Here is a 6,048-nt window from a genome sequence, read left to right on the forward strand (position 1 = left end):
CGGAATCAGGCGGTCTGGGCGAAGCGGCCGTGGCGCCGGTACTGGACGAGCCAGCCATCGGCGACCGAGGCGAGCGAGGTTGGCGTGATGCCGAGGTCGGCCAGACCGGGCGAACCGCCGGCCACGACATTGTCATGCTGCAGCATCAGCCATTGATCCTTGGTGATCGGCGCCCCGGGCGCCCAGCCGAAGCCCGAAGCAAGCGTCGAAGCAACGAAGTCGGGTACATCGACGAACAGCGGCGAACGGCCGGTCGCATTGGCGATCCAGCGGAGCAGTTCGCCCATCGTCAGCACCTGTGGTCCGCCGACCTCGAAAATCTTGCCCGCGGCATCGCGGCCCAGCGCCGCAACGACGGCATCGGCGACATCGCCGACATACACCGGCTGGAACTTCGCGTTGGGCGCGATCACGGGGACGACGGGGGCCATGCGGATCATCGCGGCGAAGCGGTTGATGAACTGATCCTCGCGGCCAAAGATGATCGAGGGACGCAGGATCGCGGCGTCGGCAAACGCGCCGCGCACCGCCGCCTCGCCATCGCCCTTGCTACGGCCATAGGCCGAGGCGCTTTCGCGGTCGGCGCCGATTGCCGAGACATGGACGAGCGTAGCGACCCCGGCGGCTTTGGCCGCTGCGGCGACATGGCCCGCGCCGTCGGCCTGCACTGCTTGCATATTGTCGAATGCCCCGACGAGGTTGATCACGGCGTCGCTGCCCTGCACCGCACGCGCCACGCTGGCGGGATCGCGGACGTCGACGGCAACGAACTGTGTCTGGCCGAGCCCGCCGAGCGGTTTCAGGAAGGTCGCGGCGCGGGGTTCGCGCTGTGCGATACGGACCCGGGCGCCGCGCGCGAGCAGTCGCTGCACGACATAGCGGCCGAGGAAGCCGCCGCCGCCCAGCACCGTGATCAATTGTCCGTCGAATTTCTGCATTTGCATCCGCCTGTGATCGATTCTTTCGCGGGCGCAGGGCGCGCCGCACGCCTTCCCCATGCCGCGAAGCGGAAAGGGGGGCAAGGGGCGAAGGCGGCTTTCGGGCGCGAAACCCGCAGCTTTGCGATAAAATGCGCGTCGGCCTCCGCACTGCAGTTGACAAGCCGATAGACGCCCCGCTAAGCGCCCGCTCCTACCCCGTGCCCAGATGGCGGAATTGGTAGACGCACCAGCTTCAGGTGCTGGCGATCGCAAGGTCGTGGAGGTTCGAGTCCTCTTCTGGGCACCATTTGTTCTTCCGAGGACATCCGAGAACGTCTGAAAAACGGCTGATTTCAGCCGTTTTTCCTGCTATGGTCGTCCGACCAAATCCGGGCGAATACGGCACCAATCGGGAACAAAGAGGGTATCCTGGAGGGTGTCGTTCCGCCCCTTTTCGAAGGGCGATACTCCCATGAATCGACTCTTTGCTACCACTGTCACCAACGCCAAACCGCCTGATCGCGACTACAAACTTACCGATGGAGACGGCCTCGTTTTGCTCGTTCGCCCGGACGGAAGCAAGCTTTGGCGGATGAATTACAAATATCTCGGGCGATACCGGACGCTGGCCTTCGGCGCGTGGCCCGAGGTCAGCCGTCGGCCGTGCTGCTGACGACCAGCCGCGCGCTCGCCGAAGAAACGATGCGCGAAGTCGAACGCTTGCTCGGTATCTTGCCGACCGCCGAGATCGCGCGGCGCGCCTGGGAAAGCTTCGGCGAAGTCATCATCGCCGAAGACGACGCCGAGATGGTGCGCATCGCCGACGAGATAGCATCCGAGCATGTGCAGGTCATGACTGCCGATCCCGATTATTTCCTCGCCAATATGACCAACTATGGCGCCTTGTTCCTCGGCAAGCGAACCAACGTGTCCTTTGGCGACAAGGTGATCGGCACCAACCATACGCTGCCCACGAAGAAGGCATCGCGTTATACCGGCGGTCTCTGGGTCGGGAAATTTCTCAAGACCTGTACCTATCAGAAGGTCCTCACCGACGAGGCGTCGGCGATGATCGGCGAATATTGCAGCCGCCTCTGTGCGCTTGAGGGCTTTGCAGGGCACGGCGAGCAGGCGAACATCCGGGTACGCCGCTTCGGCGGTCGCGACGTCCCTTATGCGGGCCGGGCCGAGCCCGTCGCGTGATGCTGCCCAAGACACCGAGTTTTCGCCTCGATGGCCGGCGCGCGCTCGTGACGGGCGCGGGCAGAGGGATCGGCCTGGCGGCTGCAACGGCGCTCGCTGACGCGGGTGCCGAAGTCGTCCTGCTCGCGCGGACTTCAGACGAAATCGATGTGGCAGCCGCGCAAATCGGCGGTGGCGCGGCTGCGTCGCAGCTCGACGTTAGCGATCTGGATGCGGTGGCAGCCTTCTTCTCGTTGCGTCCAGCTTTTCATATTCTCGTCAACAATGCTGGCACCAATCGGCCGATGCCGATGTGGGAGGTGAGCGAAGCCGATTATGACGCCGTGCTCGGCCTCAACGTCAAATCTGCTTTCTTCGTAGCGCAGCACTGCGCACGCGCGATGATCGATCAGGGTATCCGCGGAAGCCTGATTCACATGAGCAGCCAGATGGGACATGTGGGCGGCCCCAATCGGTCGCTCTATTGCGCGTCCAAATGGGCAATGGAGGGGATGAACAAAGCATTCGCCCTCGATCTCGCGCTGCATGGTATCCGGTCTAACACCATCGCGCCGACGTTTATTGAAACGCCGATGACGCACCCGATGTTCGAAAGCGCGGTGTTTCGAGAATCTGTTCTTTCGAAGATAGCATTGGGACGAATCGGCTCGGTCGAGGATTTGATGGGTGCAGTTCTCTTTCTTGCGTCCGGTGCATCCGCTCTGATGACCGGCACAAGTCTCGTGATCGACGGAGGATGGACCGTTGAATGAGAGCCAATTCAGGAACCTGCTTGCTGGGCTCTAAGCCGAAATTCGGCAGGGAACGACATTCTTCGGCCAGCGACAGCCGCTTGTGCGCCAACATTGCTGGTCGATAGTGGCATCATGCCGACCGGAGGATTATTTCTCCGCCGAGTTTGGAAAGAGCGGCGCCGAGGGTTTCCAATTCGCGCTCGCTTCGCGATCCGGCGACAAAAGAAGCAGTTATGCAAAAGCCGGGCGCGATATCGGCGAGCGCCGTCGCGACCGTGATGACGCCGCGATGTGCATAACCACGGTCGACCGCGAATCCTTTCGTCTTCGCTTCGTCCACCTGGCTCGCATAGATTTCGATCGCGAGTTCAGATTGCCACCGCACCGATCCGAAGCGTCGGGCGAGTTCGACCTTGTCGACATGCTGAGCCGCTGCAAGCGCTCGTCCGGCCGCGCCAGCTCCGAGTGGTTGGCGCTGATCATTGGCAAGAATAAGCCTCACGCCCGCGTCGCTTTCCGCGCGAGCGGCGAGTTGCATGCGGTCGCGGGAGACAATTTTCCATAGGCCTACGGCGACCTCGTTCGTCTGAGCGAAGTGGCCAAGCAGGGGAACTGACCGGTCTACCAGCCGCGCGGCCGAGGTATCGTGCAGGGCATCAGCATGCCGCCATAGCGGGGCGAGGCGATACCGCTTCGTGTACTGATCGCGTTCGATAACGCGCTCTGCCTCGAGCGTTTTCAGTAGGTTGAAGCAACTGGACGGACTGGTTCCGATCAATCTTCCAATGTCCGACAGCGTGAGCGCATCCTCATCCGCAAGCAAACGAAGGATTGCAAAGGCTTGCGAGACGGAACGTATCGGGCCGGTCATGATTGTGATCATATTTCATATATATGAAATTGCAATTCCAAATGTTGAAGTCTTTACCAAGAGAGTTTATTGCCGTTTCAAGAATTTGACGGAGAGTCGCATGGGCGGGATTTTGGATGGCAAGGTTGTCGCGATCACCGGCGCGGGCCGCGGGATCGGGCGTGAACTCGCGCTGCATTGCGCGGCCGAGGGTGCGGCGATCATCGTCAATGATCCGGGTGTAGCACAGGCCGGCGAAGGCGGGGATGCGGCGCCGGCCCAGCAGACCGCCGACGATATCGTCGCGGCGGGCGGCCAGGCGGCCGCGAACTTTGGCAATGTCGCCGATCCACGGGAGGCGGCGGGCATCATCGAGGATGCGGTACAGCGCTTCGGCCGCATCGACGCCGTCGTGAACAACGCCGGCATCCTGCGCGACACCATCTGGCACAAGATGAGCTATGAGGACTGGAAGAGCGTCATCGAGGTCAACCTCACCGGCGTCTTCAACGTGTCGAAGGCCGCGACGCCCTGGTTTCGCGAGCAGCAGTCGGGCAGCTTCATCCACTTCACCTCGACCAGCGGGCTGATCGGCAATCTGGGTCAGGCCAATTATTCGGCGGCGAAGCTGGGCGTCGTTGCGCTGTCGCAATCGATCGCGCTCGACATGGCGCGCGTCGGCGTGCGCTCGAACTGTATCGCGCCCTTTGCGTGGAGCCGCATGACTTCGTCGATCCCCGCCGAAACGCCCGAGCAGCAGGAGCGCGTCAAGCGTCTCCAGGAAATGTCGGCCGACAAGATCGCCCCGCTCGTGGCCTATCTCGCCTCCGACCGCGCCAAAGACGTGACGAACCAGATATTCAGCGTTCGCAAGAACGAGATACTTCTCTTCTCGAAGCCGCGCCCGATCCGCTCGATGGCGAAGCTTGAAGGCTGGACGGCCGATACGATCGCCGATGAGCTGATCCCGGCATTCCGCCCCGATTTCGCGCGGGCTGACGAGGTGTCGGCGCACGTCTTTCCTTACGACCCGATTTGAGGATCAGAAAACCATGAGCAATCCCGGCATGGACGCAGACATTTTTGACCAGTTTATCGAGCAGCTCGAACGCTATGTGCGCGATCGCCTGATCCCGGCCGAACAGGGGATCATCGAGACCGATCAGATTCCCGCCGACATCCTCGCCGAAATGCGCGACATGGGCCTGTTCGGGCTGACGATCCCCGAAGAATTCGGCGGCGCGGGCATGAACGTCAGCCAGTATGTCCGGACCATCCACACGCTTTCCTATGCGATGCCGGCGTTCCGTTCGATCATCTCGATCAACATCGGCATGGTCGCCTCGGCGTTGAAAAATGGCGGAACCGATGCGCAAAAGGCCGAATGGCTGCCGCGCATCGCGTCGGGCGAGATCGCCTGCTTCGGCCTGACCGAGCCCGGCTCGGGATCGGACTCGGCAGGGCTGCAGGCGACGGCGGTGCAGACCGACAATGGCTGGGTGCTCAACGGCACGAAACGATACATCACCAACTCGCCTTTCGCGAAAATCGGCCTGATCATGGCGCGGACGAGCAAGGAAAATCTGCCGAAGAACGCCCATGTCTCCGCCTTCCTCGTCCCGCTCGACATCGCTGGCGTGACAATCGGCAAGCCGGACAAGAAGATGGGCCAGTCGGGCAGCCATATCGCCGACGTGATCATGGAGGATGTCCGCGTCGGCGGCGAAGCGCTGCTCGGCGGCGAGCTGGGCAAGGGTTTTGCCTATGCGATGATGAGCCTCGACAATGGTCGCATGTCGGTCGGCGCCGCGGCGACGGCCTATGCGCGCCGCGCGCTCGGCAGCGCGGTGCGCTATGCGACCGAGCGCAAGGCGTTCGGCGAACCGATCGCCAACTTCCAGCTGATCCAGCAGATGCTGGCGCAGAGCGAGATCGATATCTACGCCGCCGAGTGCATGATGACCGACGTCACCCGCCGCGCTGATGCGGGCGAGAATGTCCTGCGCAAAGCCGCCGCGTTCAAGGTTTTCGCGTCGGAAATGTGCGGCCGGGTCGTCGATGCGTGCGTGCAGGTCTATGGCGGCGCGGGCTATCTGGCCGAATATGATGCCGAACGGTTCTTCCGCGATGCGCGCATCTATCGCATCTACGAAGGCACGACGCAGATCCTGCAACTCCAGATCGCCAAGCATATGCTGCGCGAATTTGCGGCGGCGAATTGATCGACGCCGGCCCGTCCCCTTCTGTCTAACCGGAGACCCCAAGACATGCCCCTGCGCCGCGCCGCCATTGTCGCCCCGATTCGTACTGCCGTCGGCAAGTTCGGGGGTTCGCTTTCGTC

Annotated in this window: 7 protein-coding genes and 1 tRNA gene; 6 read left to right on the forward strand and 2 right to left on the reverse strand. The window is 62.4% G+C overall.

Features of this window, described 5'->3' with window-relative positions; translation table 11 throughout:
* Positions 1 to 5: 5 nt before the first annotated feature.
* Positions 6 to 938 (reverse strand): complex I NDUFA9 subunit family protein, encoded by a 933-nt coding sequence (locus tag AC3A43_RS13370; RefSeq protein ID WP_487793016.1) that lies wholly within the window; start codon positions 936 to 938, stop codon positions 6 to 8.
* Between the two features lie 202 nt (positions 939 to 1,140).
* On the opposite strand from AC3A43_RS13370, the gene AC3A43_RS13375 reads away from it, so the two are divergent.
* The 4 genes from AC3A43_RS13375 to AC3A43_RS13390 all read left to right on the forward strand — a co-directional run bounded on the left by AC3A43_RS13375 (position 1,141) and on the right by AC3A43_RS13390 (position 2,875).
* Positions 1,141 to 1,227: transfer RNA gene (locus AC3A43_RS13375), tRNA-Leu, on the forward strand.
* 165 nt (positions 1,228 to 1,392) lie between these two features.
* Positions 1,393 to 1,593, forward strand: coding sequence for an Arm DNA-binding domain-containing protein (locus AC3A43_RS13380; protein ID WP_487793017.1), 201 nt, complete (start codon positions 1,393 to 1,395; stop codon positions 1,591 to 1,593).
* Positions 1,560 to 2,123, forward strand: a complete 564-nt coding sequence (locus AC3A43_RS13385; RefSeq protein ID WP_487793018.1) for a histidinol dehydrogenase — start codon at positions 1,560 to 1,562, stop codon at positions 2,121 to 2,123. Before AC3A43_RS13380 ends, AC3A43_RS13385 begins: the two co-directional genes overlap by 34 nt.
* A complete protein-coding gene (locus AC3A43_RS13390; RefSeq protein ID WP_487793019.1) occupies positions 2,120 to 2,875 on the forward strand; it encodes an SDR family NAD(P)-dependent oxidoreductase in 756 nt (251 codons plus the stop codon). Before AC3A43_RS13385 ends, AC3A43_RS13390 begins: the two co-directional genes overlap by 4 nt.
* A 112-nt stretch (positions 2,876 to 2,987) precedes the next feature.
* Here the strand turns inward: AC3A43_RS13390 and AC3A43_RS13395 are convergent, their stop codons facing one another.
* Positions 2,988 to 3,728, reverse strand: a complete 741-nt coding sequence (locus tag AC3A43_RS13395) for a helix-turn-helix domain-containing protein (RefSeq protein ID WP_487793020.1) — start codon at positions 3,726 to 3,728, stop codon at positions 2,988 to 2,990.
* 100 nt (positions 3,729 to 3,828) lie between these two features.
* Here AC3A43_RS13395 and AC3A43_RS13400 point away from each other — a divergent pair, with 100 nt between their 5' ends.
* Both AC3A43_RS13400 and AC3A43_RS13405 read left to right on the forward strand, forming a co-directional pair.
* Positions 3,829 to 4,746, forward strand: a complete 918-nt coding sequence (locus AC3A43_RS13400; protein ID WP_487793021.1) for an SDR family NAD(P)-dependent oxidoreductase — start codon at positions 3,829 to 3,831, stop codon at positions 4,744 to 4,746.
* Positions 4,747 to 4,759: 13 nt separating this feature from the next.
* Entirely contained in the window at positions 4,760 to 5,929 is a 1,170-nt protein-coding gene (locus AC3A43_RS13405) for an acyl-CoA dehydrogenase family protein (RefSeq protein ID WP_487793022.1), read from the forward strand.
* Positions 5,930 to 6,048 lie beyond the last annotated feature (119 nt).

The organism is Sphingopyxis sp. Soil_C_28, from assembly GCF_057657055.1.